25 protein-coding genes and 1 tRNA gene are annotated in these 26055 nt (G+C 74.4%); 15 read left to right on the top strand and 11 right to left on the bottom strand.

The window, feature by feature from the left end:
* Positions 1-30: 30 nt before the first annotated feature.
* On the top strand, positions 31-879 hold the full coding sequence (locus NBH00_RS00790; protein WP_254571458.1) for an adenylate/guanylate cyclase domain-containing protein: 849 nt from the start codon (positions 31-33) through the stop codon (positions 877-879).
* A 150-nt stretch (positions 880-1029) separates the two neighbouring features.
* Here NBH00_RS00790 and NBH00_RS00785 read toward each other — a convergent pair whose 3' ends face one another.
* Both NBH00_RS00785 and NBH00_RS00780 read right to left on the bottom strand, forming a co-directional pair.
* Entirely contained in the window at positions 1030-1848 is an 819-nt protein-coding gene (locus tag NBH00_RS00785) for an SDR family NAD(P)-dependent oxidoreductase (RefSeq protein ID WP_254571457.1), read from the bottom strand.
* 26 nt (positions 1849-1874) lie between these two features.
* Positions 1875-3272 (bottom strand): patatin-like phospholipase family protein, encoded by a 1398-nt coding sequence (locus NBH00_RS00780; protein ID WP_254571456.1) that lies wholly within the window; start codon positions 3270-3272, stop codon positions 1875-1877.
* A 109-nt stretch (positions 3273-3381) separates the two neighbouring features.
* On the opposite strand from NBH00_RS00780, the gene NBH00_RS00775 reads away from it, so the two are divergent.
* The gene (locus NBH00_RS00775) at positions 3382-4680 is read left to right on the top strand and encodes a Glu/Leu/Phe/Val family dehydrogenase (RefSeq protein WP_254571455.1); all 1299 of its coding nucleotides are present in this window, start codon (positions 3382-3384) and stop codon (positions 4678-4680) included.
* A 67-nt stretch (positions 4681-4747) separates the two neighbouring features.
* Here NBH00_RS00775 and NBH00_RS00770 read toward each other — a convergent pair whose 3' ends face one another.
* Together NBH00_RS00770 and NBH00_RS00765 are read right to left on the bottom strand one after the other, a co-directional pair.
* The gene (locus tag NBH00_RS00770) at positions 4748-5470 is read right to left on the bottom strand and encodes a hypothetical protein (protein WP_254573769.1); all 723 of its coding nucleotides are present in this window, start codon (positions 5468-5470) and stop codon (positions 4748-4750) included.
* A gap of 78 nt (positions 5471-5548) precedes the next feature.
* Positions 5549-7456 carry a diguanylate cyclase gene (locus NBH00_RS00765; RefSeq protein ID WP_254571454.1) on the bottom strand — a complete coding sequence of 636 codons (1908 nt, stop codon included), beginning with the start codon at positions 7454-7456 and terminating at the stop codon, positions 5549-5551.
* 196 nt (positions 7457-7652) lie between these two features.
* Here NBH00_RS00765 and NBH00_RS00760 point away from each other — a divergent pair.
* From NBH00_RS00760 to NBH00_RS00750, 3 genes are all read left to right on the top strand, one after another.
* A tRNA-Ala gene (locus NBH00_RS00760) sits at positions 7653-7725 on the top strand.
* Positions 7726-7791: 66 nt separating this feature from the next.
* The gene (locus NBH00_RS00755; protein ID WP_254571453.1) at positions 7792-8283 is read left to right on the top strand and encodes a metallophosphoesterase family protein; all 492 of its coding nucleotides are present in this window, start codon (positions 7792-7794) and stop codon (positions 8281-8283) included.
* 42 nt (positions 8284-8325) lie between these two features.
* Positions 8326-8670 carry a hypothetical protein gene (locus NBH00_RS00750; protein WP_254571452.1) on the top strand — a complete coding sequence of 115 codons (345 nt, stop codon included), beginning with the start codon at positions 8326-8328 and terminating at the stop codon, positions 8668-8670.
* Here NBH00_RS00750 and NBH00_RS00745 read toward each other — a convergent pair.
* On the bottom strand, positions 8667-9653 hold the full coding sequence (locus tag NBH00_RS00745) for a hypothetical protein (protein WP_254571451.1): 987 nt from the start codon (positions 9651-9653) through the stop codon (positions 8667-8669). The genes NBH00_RS00750 and NBH00_RS00745 overlap by 4 nt on opposite strands.
* A gap of 97 nt (positions 9654-9750) precedes the next feature.
* Between NBH00_RS00745 and NBH00_RS00740 the strand changes: the two genes are divergently transcribed.
* Positions 9751-10398: an HD domain-containing protein gene (locus NBH00_RS00740; RefSeq protein ID WP_254571450.1), complete on the top strand. Its 648-nt coding sequence runs from the start codon at positions 9751-9753 to the stop codon at positions 10396-10398.
* 23 nt (positions 10399-10421) lie between these two features.
* Here the strand turns inward: NBH00_RS00740 and NBH00_RS00735 are convergent, their stop codons facing one another.
* Both NBH00_RS00735 and NBH00_RS00730 read right to left on the bottom strand, forming a co-directional pair.
* Positions 10422-10853, bottom strand: a complete 432-nt coding sequence (locus NBH00_RS00735) for a hypothetical protein (protein ID WP_254571449.1) — start codon at positions 10851-10853, stop codon at positions 10422-10424.
* A 205-nt stretch (positions 10854-11058) separates the two neighbouring features.
* The gene (locus tag NBH00_RS00730; RefSeq protein ID WP_254571448.1) at positions 11059-12183 is read right to left on the bottom strand and encodes a DUF5938 domain-containing protein; all 1125 of its coding nucleotides are present in this window, start codon (positions 12181-12183) and stop codon (positions 11059-11061) included.
* 182 nt (positions 12184-12365) lie between these two features.
* On the opposite strand from NBH00_RS00730, the gene NBH00_RS00725 reads away from it, so the two are divergent.
* The 9 genes from NBH00_RS00725 to NBH00_RS00685 all read left to right on the top strand — a co-directional run bounded on the left by NBH00_RS00725 (position 12366) and on the right by NBH00_RS00685 (position 22519).
* A complete protein-coding gene (locus NBH00_RS00725) occupies positions 12366-12995 on the top strand; it encodes a TetR family transcriptional regulator (RefSeq protein ID WP_254571447.1) in 630 nt (209 codons plus the stop codon).
* Positions 12992-14590 carry an acyl-CoA carboxylase subunit beta gene (locus NBH00_RS00720; RefSeq protein WP_254571446.1) on the top strand — a complete coding sequence of 533 codons (1599 nt, stop codon included), beginning with the start codon at positions 12992-12994 and terminating at the stop codon, positions 14588-14590. Before NBH00_RS00725 ends, NBH00_RS00720 begins: the two co-directional genes overlap by 4 nt.
* A 14-nt stretch (positions 14591-14604) precedes the next feature.
* Positions 14605-16569 (top strand): ATP-binding protein, encoded by a 1965-nt coding sequence (locus tag NBH00_RS00715; RefSeq protein ID WP_254571445.1) that lies wholly within the window; start codon positions 14605-14607, stop codon positions 16567-16569.
* 138 nt (positions 16570-16707) lie between these two features.
* Positions 16708-17334 carry a TetR/AcrR family transcriptional regulator gene (locus tag NBH00_RS00710; RefSeq protein ID WP_254571444.1) on the top strand — a complete coding sequence of 209 codons (627 nt, stop codon included), beginning with the start codon at positions 16708-16710 and terminating at the stop codon, positions 17332-17334.
* A gap of 64 nt (positions 17335-17398) precedes the next feature.
* Positions 17399-18370 (top strand): crotonase/enoyl-CoA hydratase family protein, encoded by a 972-nt coding sequence (locus NBH00_RS00705; RefSeq protein WP_254571443.1) that lies wholly within the window; start codon positions 17399-17401, stop codon positions 18368-18370.
* Positions 18367-18960: a TetR/AcrR family transcriptional regulator gene (locus NBH00_RS00700; protein WP_254571442.1), complete on the top strand. Its 594-nt coding sequence runs from the start codon at positions 18367-18369 to the stop codon at positions 18958-18960. The genes NBH00_RS00705 and NBH00_RS00700 overlap by 4 nt, the downstream gene beginning before the upstream one ends.
* 184 nt (positions 18961-19144) lie before the next feature.
* Positions 19145-19918: a phosphodiester glycosidase family protein gene (locus NBH00_RS00695; protein ID WP_254571441.1), complete on the top strand. Its 774-nt coding sequence runs from the start codon at positions 19145-19147 to the stop codon at positions 19916-19918.
* 69 nt (positions 19919-19987) lie between these two features.
* Positions 19988-21394, top strand: coding sequence for a glycosyltransferase family 4 protein (locus NBH00_RS00690; RefSeq protein WP_254571440.1), 1407 nt, complete (start codon positions 19988-19990; stop codon positions 21392-21394).
* 69 nt (positions 21395-21463) lie between these two features.
* The gene (locus tag NBH00_RS00685; RefSeq protein ID WP_254571439.1) at positions 21464-22519 is read left to right on the top strand and encodes a DNA topoisomerase IB; all 1056 of its coding nucleotides are present in this window, start codon (positions 21464-21466) and stop codon (positions 22517-22519) included.
* Between the two features lie 9 nt (positions 22520-22528).
* On the opposite strand, the gene NBH00_RS00680 is transcribed toward NBH00_RS00685, so the two are convergent.
* The 4 genes from NBH00_RS00680 to NBH00_RS00665 form a co-directional block, all read right to left on the bottom strand.
* Positions 22529-23506 (bottom strand): NAD(P)H-dependent flavin oxidoreductase, encoded by a 978-nt coding sequence (locus NBH00_RS00680; RefSeq protein ID WP_254571438.1) that lies wholly within the window; start codon positions 23504-23506, stop codon positions 22529-22531.
* Between the two features lie 152 nt (positions 23507-23658).
* Entirely contained in the window at positions 23659-24630 is a 972-nt protein-coding gene (locus NBH00_RS00675; RefSeq protein WP_254571437.1) for an ATP-grasp domain-containing protein, read from the bottom strand.
* Positions 24627-25406 (bottom strand): phosphosulfolactate synthase, encoded by a 780-nt coding sequence (locus tag NBH00_RS00670; RefSeq protein WP_254571436.1) that lies wholly within the window; start codon positions 25404-25406, stop codon positions 24627-24629. The genes NBH00_RS00675 and NBH00_RS00670 overlap by 4 nt, the downstream gene beginning before the upstream one ends.
* The gene (locus tag NBH00_RS00665) at positions 25390-25965 is read right to left on the bottom strand and encodes a histidine phosphatase family protein (RefSeq protein WP_254571435.1); all 576 of its coding nucleotides are present in this window, start codon (positions 25963-25965) and stop codon (positions 25390-25392) included. Before NBH00_RS00665 ends, NBH00_RS00670 begins: the two co-directional genes overlap by 17 nt.
* Positions 25966-26055 lie beyond the last annotated feature (90 nt).

Here is a 26055-nt window from a genome sequence, read left to right as displayed (position 1 = left end):
GACGGGCGTGGCGCGGTAGCCTCCACGGGCGTGCCCGACGAGCCCCGCCCCCCACGCCCGGAGCTGGAAGCCGGCCCGCCCGTCCCGCCTGCGGAGCCCGCGGGCGCGGCCGGCCTGCGCGGCCGCCTGAGCGCCCTCGACGGCGCCGCCGTCGTCGTCAGGAGCGCGACCCGCCTGCGCCGCGCGCTGCCCGGTGACGCGCAGTACGGGGACGCCCTGTCGACCGCGAAGGACCTCCCGCATGACCTCATCGGCCGGGAGCTCGCCGCGATGAGCGCCGAGCGCCCGTCCGCCGTCCGCGAGCTCGGGCTCGGGGCCCTCCAGGTCTGGCAGGCGCTGTCGGAGGGGCTCGGCCGCGGCCACGGCGACCAGACGGTCACGATCCTCTTCACCGACCTCGTCGGCTTCTCCTCGTGGGCGCTCGACGCCGGGGACAGCCAGGCCGTGCGGCTGCTGCGCGCCGTCGGCGACGCCCAGGAGGACGCAATCGCCGAGTACGGCGGGCGCGTCGTGAAGCGGCTCGGCGACGGGCTGATGGCCGTCTTCCAGGCGTCGGAGGACGCGGTCGCCGCCGCGGTCGACGCCCAGGCGCGGCTGAAGGACGTCGAGGTCGGCGGCCACCGCCCGCAGCTGCGCGCCGGCGTCCACGTCGGCACGCCCCGCAAGCTCGGCGGCGACTACCTCGGCGTCGACGTCAACGTCGCGGCCCGCGTCGCCGAGGCCGCGAAGGGCGGCGAGGTGCTCGTCTCCGACCCGGTCGCCGACCACCTCGAGGCCGACGGCCACGCCTACCTCTACCGCCTCGGCCGCCGCCGGCGCCTCAAGGCCACGGGCACCCCGCGCGAGCTGCGCGTGCGCAGCGTCGCCGCCGCCGGCTGACCCCCACAGCCGAAACCCGACAAGAGCCCGACTGGGGGACGAAAAACGGGTTTCGGCGCGATGGAGGCGCCTGGGCCCCCCGGGGGCCGGGCGCCGCGCCGCGCGCGCCGGGCCGGGCCGGGCCGGGCCGGGCCGGGCCGGGCCGCGGGCCTACTTCTGCGGGTTGCGCAGCCGCACCCCGGCCGCGCGCTTGGCGGCGGGCAGGAGCAGGGTCCGCGGGATGAGGCGCCCGCCGAGCACCATGCCCTTCGTCGCGACGCCCGGGACGACCGACCGCTTGCCGTGGAGCATCCCGCGGACGGCCGCCGCCGCCACGTCGCCGGCCGGGACCGCGCCCCCCGGCGCGCTGTCCTCGATGTTCCCGACGCCCGCGACCTCGCCGAACTCGGTCGCGACCGGCCCGGGCGAGAGTGTCGTCACCGACACGCCCGTCCCCGCGAGCTCGGCGTGGAGCGACTCGCTGAACGTCTGCACGAACGACTTCGTCGCCGCGTACGTTGCGAAGCCCGGCAGCGGCTGGAAGGCCGCGACGCTCGCGACGTTGAGGATCGCGCCCGCGCCCGCCTCGACCATCGGCCACAGGAACGCGCCGGTGAGCTCGTGCAGCGCGAGGACGTTGAGGCGGACCATCGCCTGCTCGCGGTCGAACGGGAGGCCGTCGAAGCGGCCGTAGGTCCCGAAGCCCGCGTTGTTGACGACGCCGCTGACGTGGACGTCCGCCTCGGAGATCCGCCCGATGAGCGACCAGCGCGCGGCGTCGTCCCCGAGGTCGCACACCTCGACGCCGACGGTGACGCCGGTGGCGCGGCGCAGCTCGGTGGCGAGTGCCTCGAGCCGGTCGCCGCGGCGGGCGACGAGCGTCACCCCGTGGCCGAGGTCGGTGAGGCGCCGGGCGATCTGCTCGCCGATGCCGGAGCTCGCGCCGGTGACGATGACGGTCGCGCCGGGCGACGGGGAGGGAAGGGCCATGCCCGGGACCCTACGCCGCGACGCGCCTACGACTGGCGGCGCCGCATCGCCCGGTACTCGTCGAGGACCTGCTCCTCGCGCAGCTCGTCCACGCCCGTCGGGTCGACCTGGAAGTCGTGCGTGGCGTCCGAGCACCAGAAGCGCGGGTGCCGGTCGAGCCAGCGCCGGGCGTCGCGCGCGCCCGCGTCGAGCAGGCGCTCGGTGAAGTGCTCGTCGAACATGAGGAACGAGAGCAGCTCGCCGCGGGAGCGGCTGCGCCCGCCGAGCACCCGCGAGATCAGCGGGTAGTCCGGGTGCAGCACCCCGCGCCACCCGGCGTAGCGCTGCTCGAAGATCTCCTCGGCGATCTGCCCGATCTCCCCCTTGCGCTCGGGGGCGACGAGTGCGTAGGAGACCTTCTTGTAGGGCTTCTTCCCCTGCGAGGAGCGGTAGCTGCGGGCGGACTGCGAGAACCCTCCGACGCCGCCCGCGTTCTCGGCGTAGAACGTGTTGATCGACGCGAGGCGGTGCAGGTCGGCCACGACCTGGTCGACGAGCAGGCCGTCGATGACGTTCGCGGTGACGTCCGCCAGGCGCGGCTGCACCGGCGTGACGGGCCGGGGCGGCGGCGCCGCGAAGGGCTCGAAGCCGATGACGATGACCCGCTCGGCCCCGAGCGCGATCGCGGGCGCGATCGGCGAGTTCAGCCGCGTGCCGCCGTCGATGTAGTAGTCGGCGGCGCTCGCGGGCGTCGTCACCTCGACGGGCGGGAAGAGCAGCGGGATCGCCGCGCTCGCGCGGACGTGGTCGCGGTGCAGCCGGCTGACCCGCACGTAGCGGATGTCGTCCGAGGCCTTGTTCGGCGGGACCTTCCCGTCCGTGTGGACGAAGGCGACCGGGCCGCTGCGGGTGAGCGCCGTCGCGATGACGCAGACCGCGTCCATGCGCCCCGACTTCACGTTCTGCTGCAGCTGGTCCCAGTCGACCCACACGTCGAGCGCGCTCGCGAGCGGGGCCGGGTCCATGATCGACGCGAGCCGGAGCCCGGGAATCTCGAGCATCTCCCCCACGAACCGGAGCAGCATCTTCGGCAGCCCGAGGCCGACGATCGGGTTGATGACGTCGCCCTTGCGCATCTCCCGCCAGCGCGCCAGCGCGAGCTGCGCCTGCTCGGCCGCCGGGCGCTGCGCCATCGAGCTGACGAACGCGGCGTTGATCGCGCCGACGCTCGTCCCGCAGGCGATCGTGATCTCCTCGCCGCGGGCCTCGAGGGCGGGCAGCAGGACCGAGAGCGCGCCCGCCTCGTAGGCCCCGCGCGCGCCGCCGCCGGGCAGGACGATCGCGACCTTCGGCTTCGCCGCACCGCTCGCGCCGCCACTCGCGCCACCGCCCGCGCGGCCGCCTGACGCGCCGCCCCCACCGCCGATGCCATCCATGCCGACCATGACCGCCGTACAGGATCGCGGAACGGCGGCCGGCGCGCACCGCCGGCCGGTCCGGCGCGTGCCCGAAAATGTTGTCCACCGGGACCCTCGACAATGCGAGGATCGCGCGATGACCGACGTCGACCAGTCGCCGCGCGTCGCGAACGCGAGCCCGCACCACCCCGGCGCCGAGCTCTCGCCGTACGAGATCGCCCGCCACTACTTCGACGTCGCGGCGACCCGCCTCGGCCTCGAGGACGACGTGCGGGCCGTCGTCGGCAGCGCCTACCGCGAGGTCCAGGTCCAGATCCCGATCCGCCAGCAGGACGGGAAGATCCACGTCTACTCGGGCTACCGCGTGCAGCACAACGGGGCGCGCGGGCCGTACAAGGGCGGCATCCGCTACCACCACGAGGTCGACCTCGACGAGGTCCGGGCGCTCGCGGCGCTCATGTCGTGGAAGACGGCGATCGTCGACATCCCCTTCGGCGGCGCCAAGGGCGGCGTGAACGTCGACGCCTCGACCTGCACGCCGGACGAGCTGCAGGCGATCACGCGGAGCTTCATCGACAAGATCTCGAAGGTGCTGGGGCCGACCCGCGACATCCCGGCGCCGGACATGAACACGAACGCCCAGACGATGGCCTGGATGATGGACGAGTACGGCAAGCTCAACGGCTACACGCCGGCGATCGTCACCGGCAAGCCGATCGCCCTCGGCGGCTCGCTCGGCCGCGAGGCCGCCACCGGCCGCGGCGTCATCATGTGCTTCGCCCAGGCCGCGCCGGCCCTCGGCCTCACGCCGGAGGGCACGCGCGTCGTCGTGCAGGGCTTCGGCAACGTCGGCTCGTGGGCCGCCCGCATCGTCCAGGACCAGGGCGCGAAGATCGTCGGCGTGAGCGACGCGTTCGGCGCCGTCCAGTCGGAGGCCGGCATCGACGCCCACGCGCTCCACGCCCACCTCGCCGCCGGCGGCAGGCTCGTGGAGTTCGAGGGCGTCGACGTCATCACCCCGGACGAGCTCCTCGGCCTCAACTGCGAGATCCTCATCCCGGCGGCGCTCGGCGGCCTCATCAACGGGTCGAACGCCGACCGCATCCGCGCGAAGGCGATCATCGAGGGCGCCAACGGCCCGACGACCCCGGCGGCCGACGCGATCCTCCACGACAAGGGCGTCTTCGTCGTCCCCGACGTCCTCGCGAACGCCGGCGGCGTCGTCGTGAGCTACTTCGAGTGGGTCCAGAACCTCCAGCACTTCAAGTGGTCGGAGGCGGAGGTCAACGAGCGCCTCGGCACGATCATGGCCCGGGCCTACCACGAGGTCGCGGAGCGGGCGGCGGGCGATGCGGTCCCGCTGCGGACCGCCGCGTTCGAGATCGGGATCGAGCGCGTCGTGAGCGCCGCGAAGACCCGCGGCTACATCAGCTGAGCGCGCTCGCGCGGGCGCGCCCCGCGGCGTGCTCCCGCTCCGCGGAGGCGCGCGCCGCGGCGCGGGCCTAGAAGTCGAAGTCCTTCGGGGGCTTCTGCTCGAACCAGAGCCGGTCGTGCTCCGGGGTCTCCTGGAGGAACTCCGGGGTCTCCTCGAGCTCGTCGTGCTCCTCGTCCGCCGGGACGACGTCGTGGGCGACCGGCGCCGGGTCCGGCGCGGGGGCCGGCGCCGCCGGGGCGTCCCACTCGAGGTCCTGCACCGGCGGCTCGGGGGCGGGCGCGGCCGGGTGCGCCGGGGCCGGCGGCGCGGGCGCGGCGGCGGCGGACGCCTCGGCCTCCTCGGCGGCCTCGAGGTCGGCGAGCGAGAAGGCGACGGTCGGCTGGCCGCCGTCGGCCGGCGAAGCCGGCGCGGGCACGGGCGCGGGCGGCGGCGTGGACGCCGCCGGCTCCGGGCTCACGGGCGGCTCGGATGCGGGCACAGGCGGGGCGACGGCATCGGAGGCGACGACGGGGGCGGTGGGGCCGGGGGCGGCCTCGACGGGCGGTGCGGCCGACGGCGCGCCGACGGGCGGCAGCGGTGCGGCGGGGGCGCGCTCGCGCTGGACCGGCGCGGCGGGCAGCTCCTCCTCGTCGTCCGCGTAGGCCGGACTCGCCGGCGGCGGGGTCGCGAGCTCCCCCCGGACCACGGGGCCGAGTGCTTCGTGCTCCTGGCGGGCGACCTCGGTGGCGTCCGCGCCGTGCAGGCGCTTCAGCTCGAGGTGCTCACGGATGGCGTCGTCGAGCAGTCCCATCAGCGATGAACACTACCCACCTCCATGGACGGTGGTGCACCGATCGCTGCGCCGGCGTGAGCGCGCCGACAGGGCGGCTCAGCTCTGCGCGACCTCGGCGGCCCGCACGGTGCGGTTCTTCCCCGAATGTTTCGCCTCGTACAAGGCGGCGTCGGCCCCCGCGATGAGCGAGCGGGGGTCGGCCGCGGAGTGCGGATGGGTCGCGACGCCGAAGCTCGCGGTGACGCGGAGCGGCTCGTCCTCGGCCGTGCGGATCGGCAGCCGCAGCTCCGCGATGTCCTCGCGGATGCGCTCGGCCAGCTGGAAGGCGCCCTCGACGTCGGTGCCCGGGAGGATGACCGCCATCTCCTCGCCGCCGTAGCGCGCGGGCTCGTCGATCTCGCGCGAGGCCTCGCGGACGACCCGCGCGACCTCCCGCAGGACGAGGTCGCCGGCCGGGTGCCCGTAGGTGTCGTTGACCTTCTTGAAGTTGTCGATGTCCAGCATCACGAGGCCGACCGGCTGGCCGAAGCGCCGCGAGCGCTCGACCTCGCCGCTGAGCACCTGCTGGAAGCGGCGCCGGTTCGCGAGGCCGGTGAGCTCGTCGGTGACCGCCTGGCGCTCGACGCGCTCGTGCAGGCCGACGTTCTCGATCGACACCGAGGCCTGGCCCGCGAGGTAGTGGAAGAGCTCGCGCTCGGACGGGCGGAAGGGCGTCCCCGGGCGGGCGACGGAGACGATGCCGGTGATGCGCGGCGGGCCGTCCTCCTCGGACTGCTGAACGGCGCGCAGCGGATGCGCGAGCGCGGTGACGCCGCCGACGGTCACCTCGCGGGACGCGCCCGACTCGAGCACCGCCGCCTCGGCCTGACGCAGCGCGGCGGTGAGGTCGTCGAGGGACCCGGCCTGCGCGACCTGGTGCAGCTGCGCCTCCGGCCGGGAGCGGATCGTCGCCCGGCCGCCCGCGGCGCCGCTGCCGTCGACCGCCGTGCGCAGGACGATCTCGAGCAGCGCGTCGCGGTCGAGGTTGGAGGCGAACGTCTCGCCGATGCGCCGCATCGCGAGCGCGAGCCGCGCCTGCTCCGCCTCGACCTCGGCGATCTTCTTCTCGAGCTCGCCGGACATGCGGTTGAACTCGTCGCCGAGCTCGGCGAACTCGTCGCTGCCGACGGTCGGCACGCGCGCGCCGAAGTCGCCGGAGCCGATCCGGCGCGCCGCCTCGAGGAAGCCGCCGATCTGCCGCTGCAGGGAGCGGGAGACGAGCAGCGCGAAGAGGAAGGCAAGGGTGAAGAAGCCGAACAGGAGCGCCCCGGCGAAGAGCCGCGACTGGCGGACGTTCGAGCGCACCTTCGCCGTCGAGCCGAGCACGGCGACGCGGATCTGCGCCCCCTGGAAGCCCGGCACCCTGAACGCCGCGGTGCGGTACTTCCCGCCGGCGACCTCGACCGTCGCGGGCTTCGCGGGCAGCGCGGGCGCGCGGCCGCCGACCCCGAGCGTGTCGGCGAGGATCGTGCCGCCGCGGACGATGAGGACGTTCAGGCCGGTGACGCGCTTGACGAGCGTCGCGTAGCTCTTCGGGCCGCTCGTGGAGACCTGGAGCGTCCCGATCGGCGCGCCGTCCGTGTCGGTCAGGGGCCGGGTGGCGGGGAAGACCGCGGTCGTCGACCCGACGTCGACGAACGGCGACGTGCCGCGGACGATCACGATGCGCTTGATGGACAGCTCGTCGAGGAGCACCGTCGCGCGCCGGCTGGCGGCGACCTGGTCCCCCGCCCGGAGCGCGGTCGCGAGCTTGAGGTCCCGCCCCACGTGGACGAGCGCCTTGCCCGCCGCGTCACGGGCCTCGTCGTACAGGTGGATCGCCGCGGTCTGCCGCGCGGCGACGCCCGCGTCCTGCTTGCCGGTCTCGTTGTCGGCGATGAGCGTGAAGAGCACGACCGTCAGCGACAGCATCGGCACGATGACGATGAGGACGAAGAACAGCGTGAGGCGGTTGCGGAAGCTCATGCGGGGTGCATCCCGGTCACGGACGGGGAACCACGGCCCGCAGGCCGCCGGCACCGCCCAGGACGAGACTACCCGGGCTATCGGCAGGTCCGGCCGTCTTCGTAAGCCGTGGAGGCACCCACGCAAACGAGTGTGCGACACTTTCGCCCGCGAGCGGCCGCCCGGAGCCGCCCGCCGGTAGGATGGATGGTCACCCGGGGCTATAGCTCAGCTGGTAGAGCGCTGCCTTCGCATGGCAGAGGTCAGGAGTTCGAGTCTCCTTAGCTCCATCGCCCCGCAAACCCGCCCCCGTGGCGGGTTTCGCGTTTCCGGGGGCGCCGGTACGCTCGCCGCCCATGCGCGTGGCGATCGTCAGCGACACCCACCTCCCGCGCGGGGATCGCGTCGTCCCCGACGCGTGCCTCGAGCGCTGCCGCGCGGCCGACGCGATCCTCCACGCCGGGGACTTCGTCGACGTGGCGACGCTCGACCTCTTCGAGGCGCTCGGGCCGCCGCTGCACGCCGTCCACGGGAACGTCGACGGGCCGGCCGTCCGCGCCCGTCTGCCGGAGGCCCGCGAGGTCGAGCTCGGCGGCGCGCGCATCGGCATGGTCCACATCCCCGGACCGGCAGAGGACCGCGCCGCGCGGCTGCGGCGGCGCTTCCCGGCCTGCGCGGCGGTCGTCTTCGGGCACACGCACCTGCCGGAGCACACCGAGCTCGGCGGCGGCTTCCAGGTCTTCAACCCCGGCTCGCCGACCGAACGGCGCCGCGCTCCCGGCCACACGATGGGCCTGGCGACGATCACTGCGGGCGTCGTGCGGTTCGAGCTCGTCGCGCTCGACTGAGCGCGGCGCCGCGCTGTCGGGCCGCCGCGCGATGATGGACGGGTGACCGGCTTCCTCGAACGCGAGATGCTGCTCGCGCCGGACTTCGTGGCCCGGGCGGCCGCGGCGCTCGCCCCGCAGCCGGAGCAGCGCTGGATGCTCGGACAGCCGCTCGCGGTGCGGCGCAGCTACCTCGGCGAGGTCCTCGAACGCGGCGGCGGCGAGCGCGAGCAGACGGTCTGGATGCTCCGCCAGCCCGACGCGGTCCGGCTGAGCTACGTCGACCAGGTCGCCCGCCGCGGCGCGGCGCGCGCCTCCCCGGCGACCGTCTGGATGCTCCGCCAGCCCGCGTCGGTCCGCGAGAGCTACGTCGTCGAGGTCGTCCTCGCCGGGGCGCGGCCGGGTTAGCCGTCGCCGAACGGCTGGATCGTCATGCCGTGGTCGTGCTCGCGCATCCCGAGCTCGTAGGCGGCGAGGCCGCGGCAGAGGAGCGTCGCCGGCGGGCGACCCTCCCGGGCGACGGTGAGCTCGAGGTCGGCGATCGAGCAGTTGACCGTGTGGTGCTCGGAGCCGTCCGGGTCCGCGTAGACCCAGCCGACGAACCGCTCGCGCAGCGCCGAGGCGGTCCCCGTCACCGTCACGCCGCTCCCGGGGAGCGTGAACCTGATGCGGTCCGGCGTCGCGTCCACCTTCGTCGCCCGCGCCCGCGCCGGCCCCCCGAGCGCGTACCGCTCGCCCGCGACCGACACCGCACCCGAGGCCACCCACGGCGTCGTGCGGCCGGCGATCCTCAGCCGTCCGAGGACGACGTCGAGCCACGTGTCGTCGCCGCAGGTCTCGAAGTCCATCCCGTGCAGCCACACCCAGCGCTCGGCGTGCTGCGTCCCCCAGTTGTGCCCGACCATGCCGGGCCAGCCGTCGAGCTCGATCCGGCGCCCGGCGACGGTGACCGACCCGTCGAAGCGGGCGACCGGGTGGATGCTCACCGGCTTCGTCTTCGGGAGCGGCGTGCGGTACATCCACGGGCGCGGCAGGTGCGCGAGCAGCGGCTCGCCGGTGAACGTCAGCTCCCAGGCGACGTCGGCCCCGCCGGGGACGGTGACCGCGCCGGCGGCCGTCCCCGAGCGCATGACGGCGCCGCCGATGCGGATCCAGTCGCCTCCGCCGGCCTGCGGGCCGGGCTCGGTGTGCTTCGCGGCGACCGGGCCGGGCGCCGCGGCGTCGAAGAGCGTGAACCACAGCGACCCCGTCGGCGCGTGACCGGCGCGGCGGTGCACCGTGTAGCGGATCCACACGCCGAGCCCGCCGCCGGGCTGCGTCGCCCGGAGGTAGTAGCTCTCGTAGCCGGCGTCGAGCGCCGGGAAGCGCGCCTGGGTGAGGTCATCGGCCATGGCGCCCGACGCTACCCCAGCGGCGTGCGCCGGGCACGGCCGCGGCGTCTTCCGGCCGCACGCCGCGGGATGCGGCGCCGGTATCGTCCGCCGCCGCATGGATCTCGTCACCGCCACCGCCGACCACGTCCGCGCGCAGTGCGAGGGGGAGTCGAGCGGCCACGACTGGTGGCACATCCACCGTGTGTGGCGCTCGGCCCACGCGCTCTGCGACGCCGAGACCGGGGCCGATCGCACCGTCGTGGAGCTCGCCGCCCTCCTCCACGACATCGCCGACGCGAAGTTCCACGACGGGGACGAGACGATCGGCGCGAAGACCGCCGCGGCGTGGCTGCGCTCGCTCGGCGCTCCCGAGGAGACGGTGCGACGGGTGGCCGAGATCGTCGCGAACGTCTCCTACAAGGGCGCCGGCGTCGCCGACAAGGTCACGAGCCTCGAGCAGCGGATCGTCCAGGACGCGGACCGGCTCGACGCGATCGGCGCGATCGGGATCGGTCGCGCGTTCGCCTACGGCGGCTGGGACAACCGCCAGATGCACGTCCCCGGCGAGGAGCCCGTCCTCCACGCGACGACCGAGGCCTACCGCGCCGCGAAGGGCACGACGATCAACCACTTCCACGAGAAGCTCCTGCTGCTCGGCGATCGCATGACGACCGACGCGGGCCGGCGGCTCGCCGCCGAGCGGATCGCGTACATGGAGGCGTTCCTCGAGCGCTTCCACGCCGAGTGGGAGGGCCAGGCGTAGCCCGGCCGGATCGACGCAGCCGATCAGGCGTCGGGGATGAGCGCGCCGTCGAGCGCGGCGCGGAGCGCCCGCTCGTGGATGCCGTCGACGGCGTCGAGGACGTCGAGGATCTCCGGGCGGTGCAGGGCGTCGCCCTCGCGCTCGAGGTGCTCGCCGGCGGCGAACTCCGTCAGGCCGCTGCGCAGCACACCGAGCCGCGCGACGGTCATCTGCACGCGCGCGACGCCCATGTGGCCGCTGATGTCGGCGAGCACGTCGACGAGGGCGGTGAGGTCGCGGAGCGCGATGACGTCGTCCGTCGTGATCTGGACCCGGGCGTAGCGGGCCTCGCGCACGGTCCGCAGGCCGTGGAGCGTCGCCTCGACCTGGGACGGCGTGATGTCGATCGTGATCGCCACCGACGGGAGACCGTCGCGGTCGGGGTAGAGCTCGATGTGGTTGGGAAGGAGAACCACGGTGTGGGAGTCGTATCGGACGAACCGGCGGATCGGTTGAACGGCCGGGCGCGTCGCCGTCCGCCGTCTTCCCCATATATACGTTCGTCACACCCGGATGGGACCGCTGTGTGCCCGTTGTGTGACCGATCTCCGGTCGGACCGCCGCGCAGGGGCCTGCGGGCCGGTGCGCCCCCGCACCGGCCGCAAGGCACCCCCGGCCGGATCAGACCGTGGTGGTGACGGGCTCGCCGACGAGCCCGAAGCGCTGCAGGACACCGAGGAGCTCGCGGTGGCCGAAGGCCTGGCACCCGGACGCGAAGCCGACGCGGCGGGGCGGCTGGTGCAGCAGCGAGTACGCGCAGTGGGCCTGCAGGAGGGCGGTCTGCTGGTAGTTGTTCGCGCCGCGGATGACGACCTGCCGCGAGCCGAGCGGGCCGCTGCCGATGACGCTGTCGAGCGACCGGTTGACGAGCGGGTTCTCCCGCGGCGGCGTCACCGTCTCGGGCATCTGGGCGATGATCGTGTCGATCGCCGCCTGCTGCTCCGCCTCGGTGGGGAGCGGCTTGACCTGCGTCTCGATGATCTCGATGACCTGGACGACGCCCTTCATGACCTCCTGGTTGAAGAGGCCGCCGTGCGACTTGCAGGTGATGACGCGCGGGTCGTCCTTGAACCAGACCGGGTGCGCGATGCCGCCCCAGGTGAGGGCGAGGCCGGTCTCGTGCTGCCCGGGGATCGTGACGTTGAACTGGGCGTCCCCGGGCCACTTCTGGTACTCGTTGTTCTCGAGGTAGAAGTGGTCGGCCATGAGGATCGTGAAGATCGACGCGGTCGAGGCGATCGTCGGGTCGCCACCCCAGAGGACGAGCGTGTCGAGGGTGTCGATGGCCGGGTCCTCGAGCACGATGTTCGCCGCGATCTCGCCGTTCGTGTACATCTGCGCGATGCACGGGGCGAGGAGCAGGCCCTCCTCGGCGTACGCCTCGCCGAGCTTCTCCTGGACGTCGAGCATCCAGTTCTGCTCGCCCGTCGTGTCGAGGTAGTGGCAGCCGGCGGCGAGCGCGGCCTCGGCGACGTCCATCCCGAGCGTCGCGAACGGGCCGACCATGTTGCAGACGACCTTCGCGCCGCGGAAGAGCTCGGTGAGCGCCTCGACGGTGTGCTCGACGGCGACGCACTCGTAGGTCGCGGTCTCGATGCCGGGGACCTTGTCCATGATCGCCTGCAGCTTGTCGGCGTCACGCCCGGCCGCGGTGAACGGGACGTGGTACTGCCGCAGGTACTCGGCCACGAGGCGGCCCGTGTAGCCGCTGGCGCCGTAGATGACGACGGGATGCTTGGAGCTCATGGGCCGACGCTATCCGCGGGCGGGGGGCCTGCCGCCTGTCCGTCTGCCCCAGCCCGCGGGGGCGCGGTTGTCGATCACGGACAACGCCCCCGGCGCGAACGACGTTCAAATGAACATTTGATTGACGGGCGGTCCCGTGTCATGGTTGCGCCGTGCGCCCCCCGGCCCCCACGAGCCTCCCCGTGCGGCCCGAACCCGCCCACGGCGCCGACATCACACGCGACCGGCTCCTCCAGGCGACCCACGAGCTGCTCTTCGAACGGGCCGGCGCCGAGCCATCGGTGAGCGACATCTGCGCCCGGGCCGGCGTCAACGTGTCGATGGTGAGCTACTGCTTCGGGGGCAAGCGGGCGCTCCTGCAGGCGCTCGTCGAGCGGACGACCGGTGCGGTCGTCGCCGAGCTCGACGCGCTCGCCGCCCTGGACCTGCCGGCCGAGGAGAAGCTCCGGCGCCACCTCGCCGGCGTCGTGCGCAACTACCTGCGCTACCCGTACGTCAACCAGCTCGGCGAGCGCCTCGGCCACGCGGCCGGGCCGGCCGCCGAGCGGACGACCGCCGTCCTCGCCGCGCCGATGGTCGGCTTCTACACGGGCCTGCTGACCGACCCCGCCTTCCGCCGGGTCGACCCCGTCTTCCTCTTCTGCTCGATCACCGGGATGTGCGAGTTCCTCTTCGCGGCCCGCCGCTCCGTGGAGGACACGCTCGGCGGGCCGGTCGACGACGACGCGGTCGACCGCTTCGTCGAGCACACCGCCGCGCTCGTCCTCCACGGCATCACGTCCTCCTCCTCCAACCACCGGAACGCTGCATGACGATCCTCCGCTCGACCTTCGACCCCCGCTCGGACGCGGCGGCCGCCAACCGCACGGCGATGCTCGAGCGCCTCGCCGAGCTCGACGACCTGCTCGAGACGTTCAACGGCGGCGGCGGCGAGAAGTACGTCGCGCGCCACCGCAAGCGAGGCAAGCTCCTGCCCCGCGAGCGGATCGCGCTGCTCCTCGACCGCGACAGCCCGTTCCTCGAGCTGCAGCCGTTCATGGCGCACCACACGGACTTCTCGACCGGCGCCTCGCTCGTCTCCGGCATCGGCGTCGTCGAGGGGGTCGTCTGCTTCGTCAGCGCGAACGACCCGACGATCCGGGGCGGCGCGTCCAACCCGTTCTCCCTGCGCAAGGCGCTGCGCGGCCACGAGATCTGCGTCGCCAACCGCCTGCCGCTCATCTCGCTCGTCGAGTCCGGCGGCGCCGACCTCCCGACGCAGGCCGAGGCGTTCGTCCCCGGCGGGGCGACCTTCCGCAACCTCTCGCGGCTCTCCTCGCTCGGCATCCCGACGATCTCGCTCGTCTTCGGCAACTCGACGGCCGGCGGCGCCTACGTCCCCGGCATGTCCGACTACACGGTCTTCGTCGAGGGGCGCGCGAAGGTCTTCCTCGGCGGTCCGCCGCTCGTGAAGATGGCCACCGGCGAGGACTCGGGCGACGAGGAGCTCGGCGGCGCGGAGATGCACGCGAAGGTCAGCGGCCTCGCCGACTACCTCGCGGCCGACGAGCAGGACGCGCTGCGCATCGGGCGCGACATCGTCCGCTCGCTGAACTGGCGGCGGCTCGGGCCGGGCCCGACCCTGCCGCCGGACGAGCCGCTCCACGACCCCGAGGACCTCGTCGCGATCGCGTCCGCCGACCCGAAGGTCCCGTTCGACACGCGCGAGGTGCTCGGGCGGATCCTCGACGGCTCGCGCTACGACGAGTTCAAGCCGCTCTACGGGACCTCGCTGTCGACCGGCTGGGGCGCGATCCACGGCCACCCGGTCGGCGTGCTCGCGAACCTCCAGGGGATCCTCTTCTCCGAGGAGGCGCAGAAGGCCGCGCAGTTCATCCAGCTCGCGAACCAGAAGGACGTCCCGCTCGTCTTCCTCCACAACACGACCGGGTTCATGGTCGGCAAGGACTACGAGCAGGGCGGGATCATCAAGGACGGCGCGAAGATGATCAACGCCGTCTCGAACTCGAAGGTCCCCCATCTCGGCGTCATCATCGGCGGCTCCTACGGGGCGGCGAACTACGCGATGTCCGGGCGGGGCTACGACCCGCGCTTCCTCTTCTCGTGGCCGAACGCCCAGTCGTCGGTCATGGGTCCCGCGCAGCTCGCGGGCGTGCTGTCGATCGTCGCGCGGCAGGCCGCCGAGGGCCGCGGGCAGGCGTACGACGAGGAGTTCGACAAGAACATGCGGTCGATGGTCGAGGCCCAGATCGAGGGCGAGCAGACCGCCCTGGCGAACTCGGGCCGCGGCTACGACGACGGCATCATCGACCCGCGCGACACGCGCACCGTCCTGGGGCTGGCGCTCGGCGTCGTCCACAACAACGTCGTCGAGGGCGCCGAGGGCTTCGGCGTCTTCCGCATGTAGAGATGAGCGCCCCCGTGACCATCACCCGCCTCCTCGTCGCCAACCGCGGCGAGATCGCCCGCCGCGTCTTCGCGACCTGCCGTCGCCTCGGCATCTCCACCGTCGCCGTCTACTCCGAGCCGGACGCCGGCGCGCTCTTCGTGCGGGAGGCCGACGTCGCCGTCGCGCTCGGCGGCGCCACGCCCGCCGAGTCCTACCTGCGGGGGGACGCCGTCATCGCGGCCGCGCTCGCCGCCGGCGCGGACGCGATCCACCCCGGCTACGGCTTCCTCAGCGAGAACGCCGCGTTCGCCGCGGCGGTCGCCGAGGCCGGGCTCGTGTGGGTCGGGCCCTCGCCGGAGGCGATCACGGCGATGGGCTCGAAGATCGGCGCGCGCGAGCGGATGGAGGCGGCCGGCGTGCCGGTCCTGCCCGGCGCGCACCTGTCCGACGGCGAGGACGTCGCCGCGGCGGCCGCGCGGGTCGGCTTCCCGCTGCTCGTGAAGGCGAGCGCGGGCGGCGGCGGCAAGGGCATGCGGGTCGTCGCCTCGGCGGAGGCGCTGGCGGGCGCCGTCGAGGCCGCGCAGCGCGAGGCGGGCAGCGCCTTCGGCGACGCGACGGTCTTCCTCGAGCGGTACGCGCCGCGCTCGCGGCACGTCGAGGTGCAGCTCATGGGCGACGCGCACGGCACCGTCGTCGCGCTGCACGAGCGCGACTGCTCGGTGCAGCGGCGCCACCAGAAGGTCATCGAGGAGGCGCCGTCGCCCGCCGTGACGCCGGCGCTGCGGACCGCGCTGTGCGACGCCGCGGTGAAGGCCGGCGAGGCGCTCGGCTACACCGGCGCCGGGACGGTCGAGTTCCTCCTCGTGCTGCCCGACGACGGGTCGCAGCCGACGGACTTCTTCTTCCTCGAGGTCAACACGCGCCTGCAGGTCGAGCACCCGGTCACGGAGCTCGTCACCGGCCTGGACCTCGTCGAGCTGCAGCTGCACGTCGCCGCCGGCCACCCGCTCCCGGATGCGGTGCACGAGGCGCCGCTCGACGGCTGGGCGATGGAGGCGCGCCTCTACGCCGAGGATCCGGCGAACGACTTCCTCCCCGTCACCGGGACCCTCTCGCGCTTCGCGGTGCCGGACGGCGTGCGGGTCGACACGGGCGTGGAGAGCGGCAGCGAGATCTCGCCCTACTACGACCCGATGATCGCGAAGGTCATCGCCCACGGGGCGACGCGGGAGGAGGCGGCGCGCAGGCTCGCCGACGCCCTGGCCCGCGCCGAGGTGCAGGGGACGGTGACGAACCGCGACTTCCTCGTCCGGGTCCTGCGCTCGGAGGCGTTCCTCGGCGGGAGCGCCGACACGACGTGGCTCGACGCGACGGCCGACGTCGCGGCCCTCGCGGCGCCCCTGCTCGGCCCGGACGAGACGCGCGCGGCCGCCCTCGCCGCCGCACTCGCGGGGGCCGCCGCGCGCCGCGCGGAGGCGACCGTCCTCACCGCGGTGCCGAGCGGCTGGCGCAACAACCCGGCCGTACCCCAGAGCGCGCGCTTCGCCACGGCGCACGACGAGGAGCTCGAGGTCGCCTACCGCTTCGACCGCACCGGCCGGCAGCTCGCCGAGCCGGAGGCCGTCGTCCTGCACCGCGTCACGCCGGAGCTCGTCGAGCTCACGGCCGGCGGCCTGCGCCGGACCTACCGCGTCGGGCCGGACGCGGTGAGCACGCCGGACGGCGAGGCGCCGCTGCGCGAGCTGCCGCGCTTCACCGACCCGAGCGCGCAGGTCGCCGCCGGGTCGCTCACCTCGCCGATGCCGGGCACCGTCCTGCGCGTGCTCGTCGAGGCGGGCGCGACCGTCACCGCCGGGACGCCGCTGCTCGTCCTCGAGGCGATGAAGATGGAGCACGAGATCGTCGCGCCCGCGGACGGCGTCGTCGGGGCGCTGCCGGTCGCCGCCGGCGACCAGGTCGCCGCCGGGCAGGTGCTCGCGGTCATCGACGGCGACTGACCGCGCCGCTCAGGGCACCCGGCGCTGCCGGCGGCCGCGCGCCGCGACGGGCATGAGCGGGACCCCCGCGGAAGTCACGATCCCGCACATGGCACGGTGTGTGATCCCGGGGACCGGCCGAGATGTCAAGCTAGGGACGTGGCCAAGGCACCCACGCGCAAGTACTCCCCCCGCCGTTCCCGCGAGGAGCGCCGCGAGCAGCTGCTCGACGCCGCCCTCGAGATCGTCGACGAGCACGGCTTCGGCGCGTTCTCGATCGAGGCCGTCGCCCGTCACGCCGACCTCGCGAAGACCGTCGTCTACGCCTCCTTCGACAATCCGGACGCGCTGCTGCGGGCGATGGTCGACCGGGAGCTCGAGCGCGCCGTCGCCGACCTCGCCGCCGCGATCCCGCGCCCGCCGTACGTCGACCCCGCCGCCGTGCTGCAGGTCGCGCTCACCGGCGTCCTCGAGGCGGCGCGCCGCCGCCCGGCGACGTGGCGCATCTTCGTGCTCCCCGCCGACGGCATGCCGCCCGCGGCGCGCGCGGCGGTCGACCGCAACCACCACCAGTTCCTCCTGCAGATCGAGCCGCTCGTCACCTGGGGCCTCGCGTACCTCGACCTCGACCACCTCGACGCCGAGCTGACGACCGCGATCATGATCGCCGGGGCCGAGCAGGGCATCCGCCTCGCCCTGACCGACCCTGAGCACTACGACGACGAGCGCCTCATCGGCTTCGCGACGGCGCTCGTCCAGAGCTTCATCGTCCCCCGGCAGGCCTGAACCCGGTCGACGCGCCCGTCGTCGCGCGGAACATCGGTGAATCCGGATTCACTATCGTCCGGCCATGGCCTCCGGCGACGACCTGCGAACCCTGACCTACGCGGTGACCGGCCGCGTCGCCCGGATCACGCTGAACCGGCCGGAGCGGGGGAACGGGATCACCCGGCGCCTCGTCACCGAGCTCGAGCGGTGCGTCGAGCGCGCTGACCTGGACCCGGCCGTGCACGTCATCCTCCTCGCCGGCAACGGCAAGGGCTTCTGCGGCGGCTACGACCTCGTCGACAGCGCCGAGGGCATGGGCGACGGCGGCTTCGAGGGCGACGCCGACGCGGTCGCCGGCACCCCGCTGGACCCGCTCGTGCAGATGCGCAACCACGACCCGTCCGGCGTCTGGGACCCGATGGTGGACTACGCGATGATGGGCCGCAACGTCCGCGGGTTCATGTCGCTCTTCCACGCGAACAAGCCGGTCGTCTGCAAGGTGCAGGGCTTCTGCGTCGCGGGCGGGACGGACATGGCGCTCTGCTCGGACCTGCTCGTCATCGCCGCCGACGCGAAGATCGGCTACCCGCCGGCGCGGGTGTGGGGGTCGCCGACGACATCGATGTGGGCGCACCGGCTCGGGCCCCAGCGCGCGAAGCGGCTGCTCTTCACCGGGGACTCGCTCAGCGGGACCGAGGCGCTCGAATGGGGCCTCGCGATCGACGCGCCCCCCGCGGACGAGCTCGACGAGCGCGCCGAGGCCCTCGTCGAGCGGATCGCCGCGACGCCGGTGAACCAGCTCGTGATGATGAAGCTCCTCGTGAACCAGGAGACGATGGCGCGCGGCCTGCACGCGACGCAGGTGCTCGGGACGGTCTTCGACGGCATCACGCGCCACACGGCCGAGGGGTACGCGTTCCAGCAGCGGGCCGCGGCCGCCGGCTTCAAGCAGGCCGTGACCGACCGCGACGGCCCCTACGGGGACCGCGGCGCGTCGACGTTCAAGGGCCGCATGCCCGGCCCGGCGCCCGAGTGGGGCGGCGGCGAGGGGTGACCGCCGCGCCGGGCACGCGCGAGCGCCTGCTCGACGCGGCGCTCGATCTCACCCGCGAGGGCGGCTACGCGGCGGTGACGGTCGGCGCGGTCGCCGCCCGGGCCGGGGTGTCGGCCGGGGCCCTCTACCGCCACTGGCCCGGCAAGGGCGAGCTCGTCGCCGAGCTGTTCCGGACCGTGTGCGCCCGCGAGCTGTCCGCGATGGAGCAGGCGGCGTCCTCGGCGGGCACCGCCGCCGACCGGATCGACGCGGTGCTGAGCACGTTCGCGGGGCGGGCGCTCCACCATCCGCGGCTGGCCTGGACGCTGCTCGCCGAACCGGTCGATCCGCTCCTGGAGGCCGAGCGCCTCGCCTACCGCCGCGCCTACCGGGAGCTCGTCGCCGGGCTGCTCGTCGCGGGCGTGCAGGCCGGCGAGCTGCCCGCGCAGGACGTGGACGTCGTCGCCGCCGGGCTCGTCGGCGCGCTCGGGGAGGCGCTCGTCGGGCCGATCTCGCCCCTGGCGGGCGGCCCGCCGGACGCGGCGGCGCTCCTCGCGACGCTGCGGGTCTTCGCCCGGCGGGCGATCGGGGCGCCGGCGGCGCAGGTGTGACCTCCCGGACCTGCTGAGCCGGTCCGGGAGGTCACACCCGGCCCGCAACGTCCGTCCGCCCGGGCACAGGATGTCCCCGGGACGGGCCGAACACCACAGGATCGACACATCGGCGCGGCCGTCGTCCGCGACGGTGCCCGAAACCCCGCGAGCCTCGTGGGGTACCGAGAGGTCTGTGACGCCGATGCGAGCCATCGCCCCCACCCCGAGCACCGCCGCGGGCCCCGCGGTCGCCACGACCCGTCCGCTCCTGGACGACGGCGCGCGCACGTCGCTGCACGTGGCGGCCTTCCCGCTCGCGGGCCTGACGCTGGGCGTCCGCCGCCTCGAGCAGCCGGAGACGCTCGTGCGCTGGTGCCGCGCGGAGCGCGTCGAGCACGCGATCGTCGGCGGCTTCTTCGTCCGCCCGCACAACGCGCCGCTCGGTGAGCTGCGCATCGACGGCCGCGCCGTCAAGCACGTGCCCTTCACCGCGCCGTGGGGCGCCGTGCGGGCCTGCGTGCACCGCGGCGCGGGCGGCGTGCGCATCGCCGCGCGCCACGACCTACCCGCCGTCCCCGACGGCGACCTGCTGCAGGCCGGGCCGCTGCTCGTCCGCGACGGCCGCTCGGCCATCACCGGCACCGACGACGAGGGCTTCACCGCCGGCGCCGCGCAGTTCGACTCGGACATCACCGAGGGCCGCCACCCGCGGTCGGCGCTCGCGCTGACCCCCACGAGCCTGCTCGCCGTCACCTGCGACGGGCGCCACGAGGACGAGGCGGGCCTCACCCTCGGGGAGCTCGCGGACCTCCTCGTCGGGCTCGGCGCGACGAGCGCGATGAACCTCGACGGCGGCGGCTCGACCGCCCTCGTCTGCGGCGGGCGCCTCGTGAACCACCCGCGCGAGCAGCACGGGATCGAGCTGCTCGACGGGCGGCCGATCTCGACGGCGCTCGTCCTCGCGTACGCGGGCTGACCCTCCCGGCGCAGGCGCGCCGCATCCGGGTGCCATACTCGGATGCTGATGACAACAGCGTTACGTGTGGTGTCCGGAACGCTCTTCTACCCGAGGGGAGGCTCCGCCTACTCCTCACGCGCCCTGGCCCGTGGCCTTCACGCCTCGCCCCGCGTCGACCTGACGATGCTCTCCGGGTCGCTCCGCGACACCGGCCACGGCGACGCTCGCGCCTTCTTCGCCGGCCTGCCGCTGCACGAGGTCGACTTCACCGGCTCGCTCGCGGACGCCGACCCGACCGCGGCGCGGTGCGCGGCACCGGGCACCGCGCCGCTGCAGCCGTCCTACGAGGACCGGCCGGATGTCCCGGACCGGGTCATGGCGGCGCTCGACGACCGCGCCTACGCCGCGCAGGTGGCCGCCTGGGCGCGCGAGCTCACCGCGGCGGGCGCGGCCGAGGCGGACGTCCTGCACCTCCACCACCTCACGCCGATGCACGAGGCGGCGGCCCGGGTCGCCCCCGGCGTGCCCGTCGTCACCCACCTGCACGGCACCGAGCTGCTCATGCTCGAGGCGATCGCGGCCGGGGAGCTCGCCCACCTCGCGCACGCCGAGGCCTGGCGGGAGCGCCTGCGGCGCTGGGCCGCCGGCAGCGTCCGGCTCATCGTCGCGCCCGGCAACCGGGCCCGGGCCATGGCGGCGCTCGACCTGCCGCGGACCCGCTTCGCGGACCTCCCGAACGGCTTCGACCCCGTCGCCTTCCGGCCGCTCGAGGTCGACCGCGCGGACGTCTGGCGCCGCGTGCTCGTGGAGGAGCCGCGCGGCTGGCTGCCCGGTGGCGCGCCGGGCTCGATCGCCTACGACGACGCCGCGGTCGCCCGGCTGGCCGGCGGTCCGGTGATCCTCTTCGTCGGCCGCTTCACGAGCGTCAAGCGCCTGCCGCTGCTGCTCGACGCGTTCGCCGCCGCGCAGGCCCGCACCGGCGGCGCCGCGACGCTCGTCCTCGTCGGCGGCCACCCCGGCGAGTGGGAGGGCGAGCACCCCGCCGACGCGGTCGCCCGCCTCGGCCGCGCCGACGTCCTGCTCGCCGGGTGGCACGACCAGCTCGAGCTGCCCGAGCTCCTCGCCGCCGCCGACCTCCTCGTCCTCCCCTCGGCCCGCGAGAGCTTCGGCCAGGTCATCGTCGAGGCGATGGCCTGCAGCGTCGCGCCGATCGCCGCCGCGTCGCTCGGGCCCGCGCACATCATCGACGACGGCCGCACCGGCTGGCTCTTCGCGGTGGACGACGGCGAGGCGCTCACCGCCGCCCTCGTCGAGGCGATCGAGCAGCCGTCCGAGCGCCGCCGCCGCGCCCGCATGGCCGAGGAGGCCGCGCTGGAGCGCTTCACCTGGCCCGCGGTCTCCGGGCGCCTCGAGCGGCTCCTGCGCGAGGCCGCCGGCCCGCGCCCGGGCCGCCCCGGCGGTCGCAGCGCCACGGATCGCGTCCCGCCCCGCTGACCCCGATCGGGCGCGCCCGGACGCCCGGCACGGCGTTTGCCCCGCCCGGGCGCGGGGCAGTCGTGCTCCGTGCGTCGCGTCGACCCCGCAGACCCCGGCTGGACCCGGCGCCGGTCCGGCAAGGGTTTCGCGCTGCTCGACGAGGCCGGCAGGACGATCACCGACCCGGAGGCCAAGGCGCGGGTCGCCGCGCTCGCGATCCCGCCCGCGTGGAAGGACGTGTGGATCTGCCCGGACCCGGAGGGGCACCTGCAGGCGATGGGCGTCGACGACGCCGGGCGCCGCCAGTACCGCTACCACGACACGTGGAACGCGCGCCGCTCGCGCCGGAAGTTCGACGAGACGCTCGTCTTCGCCGCCGGCCTCCCCGTCCTGCGCCAGGAGGTCCACGACACGCTCGTCGCGGAGGACGGCCGCCCCTCGCGGGAGGCGGTGCTCGCCGTCGTCGCGCGGCTCCTCGACGTCGGCTTCTTCCGGATCGGCAGCGAGACGTACGCGCAGCAGAACGGGACCTACGGCCTGACGTCGATGCGCCGTGAGCACGTGCACGTCGGCCCGGACGACGGGGTCGTGACCTTCGACTACCCGGCGAAGCACGGCAAGCGCCGCGTGCAGCACGTCGTCGACCCGGTCGCCGCCGAGGTCGTCGCGAAGCTCCGGCGGATGCGGCTCGGGGACGGGCAGCTCTTCGGGTGGCGGACGAAGAGCGGCTGGCGCCCGCTGCGGACCGCCGACGTCAGCGAGTACCTCGCAGAGCGCGTGCCGACGGGCAGCGCGAAGAGCTTCCGCACGTGGCACGCGTCGGTCCTCGCGGCGGTGGCGGTCGCCGTCGCGGAGGTCGACCCGAAGCACGCGCCGAGCCGCAAGCGCGTCATCGCCCACGCGGTGAAGGAGGTCTCCCACCACCTCGGCAATACGCCCGCCGTCTGCCGCAGCTCGTACATCGACCCGCGAATCTTCGACCGCTACAAGGCCGGCGAGACCGTGCGGGACACGGTCGCGCGGCTCGCCGCGACGGACGACCACGGCCTGAGCGACACCGCCGTCCACGGCGAGGTCGAGGCCGCCGTGCTCGACCTCCTCGGGGGCGACGCGAGCGCCTACCGCGCCGCCGCCGAGGGGTGAACGGCCCCGCTAGACCGTCGCGCCGGCGAAGCCGACGAGGCGCTCGGCGATGATCGCCTCGGCCTCGCTCATCATGCGCTCCACGAGCTCGGCGCACGTCGGGACGTCGTGGATGAGGCCCTGGCAGAGGCCGGCCGTCCAGATGCCCGCGTCCGGGTCGCCGGTCTCGTACACCGTCCTGCCGCGGGCGCCGGAGACGAGGTCGCGGACGTCCTCGAACGGGCGCCCCTCCTGCTCGATCGCGATGACCTGCTGCGAGATCGCGTTCTTCGCCACGCGGGCGGTGTTGCGGTACGAGCGGAAGATGAGGTCGGTCTGACGCTCGTCCGCCGTGACGATGTGCTGCTTGATGTTCTCGTGGATCGGGGACTCGGCCGTGCACATGAAGCGCGTGCCCATGTTCACGGCGTCGGCGCCGAGCGCGAGCGCCGCGACGAGGCCGCGCGCGTCCGCGATGCCGCCGGAGGCGATGATCGGGATGTCGAGCTTGTCGGCCGCGGCCGGGATGAGCACGAGGCCGGGGACGTCGTCCTCGCCGGGGTGGCCGGCGCAGTCCAGGCCGTCGATGGAAACCGCGTCCACCCCGATCGACTGCGCCTTCAGCGCGTGCCGGACGGTCGTCGCCTTGTGGATGACCTTGATGCCCGCGGGCTTGAAGTGCTCCAGGTGGTCGACCGGGTTGTTGCCCGCGGTCTCGACGATCTTCACGCCCGCCTCGATGATCGCCTGGCGGTACTCGGCGTACGGCGGCGGCGTGATCGACGGGAGGATCGTGAGGTTCACGCCGAACGGCTTGTCGGTGAGCTCGCGGCAGCGCGCGATCTCCTTCGACAGGTCCTCGGGCGTCGGCTGCGTCAGCGCGGTGATGCAGCCGAGCGCGCCGGCGTTCGCCACGGCGGCGACGAGCTCGGCACGGCCGACCCACTGCATCCCGCCCTGCACGATCGGATGCTCGATGCCAAACGTCTCGGTGAAGCGCGTCTTCATGGAGGTTGCGACCCCTTCTCACGGCCCGCGGGCCGGACTCGTTCTCGGACTGTGGTGGCGGCGAAGGTTAGGGAACGACGCCCCGCCGTCCGTGTCCTGGCGTCCCCGCCCCTACCGTCCGGGGGGTGGACTTCCGCCACCGGGGGGTCCCGTCAGAGCATCGGGCGGCCGGTCGGACGGCGGTCCGCATCGAGCTCGAGCTGCTCGTAGTACCGCGTGAAGTGGTGGCCGTGGCGGAACTCGCCGACGTGCGGCGCGATCCGCTCGCCCTGGGCCATGCGGACGATGAGCTCCGGGTAGGTGCGGCCGGGCAGCGCGGCGTACATCGGCGCGGGGAAGGCGCCGCCGAAGCGCGGGTTCACGTCCGTGATGCCGAGCCCGATCTCCGGGTCGCGGAACATCTGGATCGTCCCCGGACCGCGGAAGGCGAACGCCTCCGCGACCCGCCGCGCGAGGTCGATGAGCTCCTCGTCGTGGATGACCTGGCCCTTGATCGACTCGCCGCCGCGCGACTCGAGCATCGTCCGCGGGATCGCGTTGAGGCAGACGCCGTCGAGGTCGCAGAGCACGTCGACGGAGAACTCCGGGCCACCCATGAGCCGCTGGACCATGACCGGCTCCTTCACGTAGCCGATGAAGAACTCCATCTCGCGCTCGTCGGCGCAGGGGTGGATCGAGCGGGCGCCCGACCCGTGGACGGGCTTCACCATCACCGGGTAGGACTCGGGCCGTGCGGGAGGCAGGACGGTCGGCGGCGAGGGCAGGCCGCGCTTCTCGAGCTCGAGGTGCGTGCGGTACTTGTCGTACATCGACTCGCAGGTCTCGACGCTCGCCACGAACGCCGGCAGCCGGTCGCCCGCCGCGGCGAGGATGTGGATGTCGAGGTCGGTGAGGGGGACGACGGCGCAGACGTCGTGCTCGGCGACGAGGCGCTCGAGGTACGGGATGTAGTCGGGGTCGTCGATCCGCGGCGGGACGACGGCGAGGTCCGCCGCGTAGCGGGCCGGCGCGAGCAGCGACGGGTCCGCCGCGATCGTGCGGGCGTGCCTGGAGAAGGCCGAGACGATGTCGAAGCGCTTGCCGACGCCGGTCAGCAGGACGGTGGGGCGGACCGGGTCGCTCACGCCGACGTCTTCCGCGAGTGGAAGCCCGGCAGCGTGTCGGCCCGCAGCCCGAGTCGCAGCGACTCGAGCGAGATGACCTCGGAGGGCGGGACGTTGCCGAGGTTCACGCCGCCGCCGAAGCGGTTGATGAGCCACGACTGCTGGTCCTTGCGCGGCGCCTCGAAGACGAGCTGCTCGAGCGGCACCTCGTGCACGATCTCGTCGATGAGGCCGGTCCGCGCCTCGCCGTCGGCGCGGTAGAGGCCGGCGGTGCCGGTCGCGCGGCCCTCGCAGACGACGAGCTCGGCGCCGGCGGCGAGCGCCTCGCGGATGAGCTGCACCCACCGGTAGGGCGCGAGGATCGCGTCGCTGTCCTTCTCCCCCACCTCGGCGTAGACGGTGAAGTCCTTCGCGAGGAGCGTGATGAGCGCGTGCTTCTCCTCGGTCGGGATCGGGACGACGCCGGAGGAGACCTCGACCCGGTCGATCGCGTGCGCGTGCAGCCAGGCGCGCAGCTCGTCGACGCGGCCGTGGAGCCACGCGAGCTCGGTGATCGTCCCGCCGACCATGACCGGGACCCCGCCCTCGCGGTAGGCGGCGAGCTTCTCCGGGAGGTTCGCGGTGACGAACGCGGAGCCCCAGCCGAGGCGGACGAGGTCGATGTGCGGCCCCGCCACGGCGAGGAGGCTCGTGACCTCGGCCGGGCCGAGGCCCTGGTCCAGGACATGGGTGAGGCCCGTGGCGCGCGGCTTGGGCGCGCGGCCGGGGAGCGGGAAGACGTCAGGGAGCGCTGGCACTCGGGCCGAGCCTACCGGGGGTCACGGCCACCCGGTCGGGCTCGGCGAAGCGCTCGGCCGTCCGCGAGGCCGTCTCGACGTCCAGCAGGCCGAGCAGGACGCGCGCCGTCCGCAGCACGCCGTTGTGTGCGACGAGCGCGACGGTCGTGCCGTCGGGGCGGGCGGCAACCTCGGCGAGGACGGCCCCGACGCGGGCCTGCAGCACGGCGAAGGACTCGCCGCCGGGCGGCGTCACGCGGAGGTCGAGCGTCCCCGTGCCGGTGAACGCCTCGGGCCGCTCCGCCGCGACCTCGGTCCTTACGCGCCCCTGCCAGGCGCCGAGGTGGCGCTCCATGAGCCGGGCGTCCTCGGTCCGCGCCTGGTCCGGGAAGAGCGCCGCGGCGGTGAGCGCCGCGCGGCGCAGCGGGCTCGTGAGGACGACGTCCGCGGCGATCGTCCCCGCGAGCGCCGCCGCCCGCTCGAGGCCCGCGGCGTCCGGCTCGGCGTCGAGCTGTCCCATGAACGTCCCTCCGATGTTCCCCGCGGCGGGGGCGTGGCGGATGAGCCAGAGGTCGGGCACGGGCGACAGGGTCGCACGCCGGGTCCGCCGGCCGCCCCGTCGACTGACAGCCGGCGCAGACCTGTCCTGCGTCAGCTGTCAGCCGGCGCG

Source organism: Paraconexibacter antarcticus (assembly GCF_024220175.1).
Lineage (GTDB): Bacteria > Actinomycetota > Thermoleophilia > Solirubrobacterales > Solirubrobacteraceae > Paraconexibacter > Paraconexibacter antarcticus.
The sequence above is the reverse complement of the archived record's forward strand: the minus strand, read 5'-3'. Positions and strand labels throughout refer to the sequence as shown.

Excerpts from the sequence above, each read along its gene's own strand:
- NBH00_RS00785 (WP_254571457.1), bottom strand. The coding sequence starts at position 1,848 with ATGGCCCTTCCCTCCCCGTCGCCCGGCGCGACCGTCATCGTCACCGGC.
- NBH00_RS00780 (WP_254571456.1), bottom strand. The coding sequence starts at position 3,272 with ATGGTCGGCATGGATGGCATCGGCGGTGGGGGCGGCGCGTCAGGCGGC.
- NBH00_RS00775 (WP_254571455.1), top strand. The coding sequence starts at position 3,382 with ATGACCGACGTCGACCAGTCGCCGCGCGTCGCGAACGCGAGCCCGCAC.
- NBH00_RS00770 (WP_254573769.1), bottom strand. The coding sequence starts at position 5,470 with ATGGGACTGCTCGACGACGCCATCCGTGAGCACCTCGAGCTGAAGCGC.
- NBH00_RS00765 (WP_254571454.1), bottom strand. The coding sequence starts at position 7,456 with ATGAGCTTCCGCAACCGCCTCACGCTGTTCTTCGTCCTCATCGTCATC.
- NBH00_RS00755 (WP_254571453.1), top strand. The coding sequence starts at position 7,792 with ATGCGCGTGGCGATCGTCAGCGACACCCACCTCCCGCGCGGGGATCGC.
- NBH00_RS00745 (WP_254571451.1), bottom strand. The coding sequence starts at position 9,653 with ATGGCCGATGACCTCACCCAGGCGCGCTTCCCGGCGCTCGACGCCGGC.
- NBH00_RS00740 (WP_254571450.1), top strand. The coding sequence starts at position 9,751 with ATGGATCTCGTCACCGCCACCGCCGACCACGTCCGCGCGCAGTGCGAG.
- NBH00_RS00730 (WP_254571448.1), bottom strand. The coding sequence starts at position 12,183 with ATGAGCTCCAAGCATCCCGTCGTCATCTACGGCGCCAGCGGCTACACG.
- NBH00_RS00720 (WP_254571446.1), top strand. The coding sequence starts at position 12,992 with ATGACGATCCTCCGCTCGACCTTCGACCCCCGCTCGGACGCGGCGGCC.
- NBH00_RS00705 (WP_254571443.1), top strand. The coding sequence starts at position 17,399 with ATGGCCTCCGGCGACGACCTGCGAACCCTGACCTACGCGGTGACCGGC.
- NBH00_RS00695 (WP_254571441.1), top strand. The coding sequence starts at position 19,145 with ATGCGAGCCATCGCCCCCACCCCGAGCACCGCCGCGGGCCCCGCGGTC.
- NBH00_RS00680 (WP_254571438.1), bottom strand. The coding sequence starts at position 23,506 with ATGAAGACGCGCTTCACCGAGACGTTTGGCATCGAGCATCCGATCGTG.